The 1,914-nt window shown below is 73.6% G+C and carries 1 protein-coding gene; it reads right to left on the bottom strand.

Annotated features, from left to right (window positions below; translation table 11 throughout):
- On the bottom strand, positions 1 to 1,914 hold a 1,914-nt coding region (locus ACFVFS_RS40735), incomplete at both ends, for an MDR/SDR family oxidoreductase (protein ID WP_380630166.1).

Genomic DNA, 1,914 nt, shown 5'->3' with positions numbered 1-1,914 from the left:
CCCGCCAGCCGACCCGCGAACGAACCCGCACCCACCGACCCACCACCGGCCACCGCCCGACGACGACGCACCGGCGCCAGACCACGAAGAACCGCAGCACTGCTCTCGTCGATCGCACTCAGGTCGAGGCGCACGGGCACCACCGAGGAGCGCCCGCCCGCCACCGCGGCGTCGAAGAGGGCCAGGCCCTGCTCCGCCGTCAGCGGCGTGATGCCGGAGCGTGCGATGCGGGCGAGGTCAGCCTGGGACAGTTCGTCGGCCATACCGCTGGTGTCCCCGCCCCAGAGTCCCCAGGCGAGGGAGGTGGCGGGGAGGTTGTGCGATCGGCGGCGGTCCGCGAGGGCGTCGAGGTAGGCGTTCGCGGCGGCGTAGTTCGCCTGCCCGGCGTTGCCCAGCACACCCGCGATCGAGGAGAAGAGGGCGAAGGCGGAGAGGTCGAGGTGCCGGGTCAGCTCGTGGAGGTTCCAGGCGGCGTCGACCTTGGGGCGCAGCACGTCTGCCAGTTGTTCGGGGGTGAGGCTGGTGAGGAGGGTGTCGGCGAGGACGCCGGCGGTGTGGACGACGGCGGTCAGGGGGTGCTCGGCGGGGACTGCGGCCAGGAGGTCGGCGGTCGCGTCGCGGTCGGACAGGTCACGGGCGGCGAAGGTCACTTCCGCGCCCAGGGCGGTGAGTTCGGCCGCGAGGTCGACGGCACCCGGGGCGTCCGCTCCACGGCGGCTCACCAGCAGCAGGTGCTTGGCCCCGTACGCGGTGACGAGGTGACGGGCGAACAGGCCACCGAGGGTGCCGGTCGCACCGGTGATCAGGACGGTGCCGTCCGGGTCGAGGGCGGCCGGCACGGTGAGGACGACCTTGCCGACGTGACGGGCCTGGCCGAGGAAGCGGAAGGCCTCCGGCGACCGGCGGACGTCCCACTCGGTGACGGGAAGCGGGCGCAGCGCGCCGCTCTCGAACAGCGCCACCAGCTCGCGCAGCATCTGCTGGATGCGCGCGTTCCCGGCCTCCATCAGGTCGAAGGCCTGGTAGGCGACACCCGCGTGCTCGGCCGCGACGACCTCCGGATCCCGGATGTCGGTCTTGCCCATCTCCAGGAACCGCCCGCCGCGCGGCAGCAGCCGCAGCGAGGCGTCGACGAACTCCCGTGCCAGGGAGTCCAGGACGATGTCGACGCCACGGCCGTCGGTGGCGGCGAGGATGCGTTCCTCGAACTCCAGCGTGCGGGAGTCGGCCAGCCGGTCGTCGGAGAAGCCCAGCGACCGCAGGGTGTCCCACTTGCCGAGGCTCGCCGTGCCGAAGACCTCGATCCCGAGGTGCCGCGCCAGCTGTACGGCGGCCATGCCGACACCACCGGCGGCGGCGTGCACCAGCAGGGTCTCCCCCGCCTCGGCCGCGGCCAGGTCGCGCAGCGCGTAGTACGCCGTCAGGAACACGATCGGGGTCGCCGCCGCCTGGGCGTACGACCAGCCCTCCGGGATCGGCGTCACCAGCAGGCGGTCCGTCACCGAGACCGGTCCCACACCGCCCGAGAGCAGGCCCATGACGCGGTCGCCCGGCTTCAGGTCGGTCACGTCGGGCGCGACCTCCAGCACCACGCCGGCGCCCTCGCTGCCGATCCGCGCCTCGCCCGGGTACATCCCCAGCGCGATCAGCACGTCACGGAAGTTGAGCCCCGCCGCACGCACGGACAGCCGGATCTGCCCGGCCTCCAGCGGCTGGGCGGCCTCCGGGTTCGCGACGAGGGCCAGGCCGTCCAGCGTCCCGGCACTCGCGACGTCGATGCGCCACACCGAGGTGTCCTGCGGCGGCGCCAGGAAGGTGCTGTCGTTGGTGGCGGGGGTGAGGTGGGGGGTGTGGGGGGTGTTGTTGCGGTGGGCGGTCTGGGGGTGTGCGCCGGTCAGGGTGTCGGGGGTGAGG

Origin of the sequence: Kitasatospora sp. NPDC057692 (genome assembly GCF_042799475.1) — a bacterium.
In the GTDB taxonomy this organism is placed as follows: domain Bacteria; phylum Actinomycetota; class Actinomycetes; order Streptomycetales; family Streptomycetaceae; genus Kitasatospora.
Note: the sequence above shows the minus strand (reverse complement) of the source record. Positions and strands in the feature narration are given on the sequence as shown.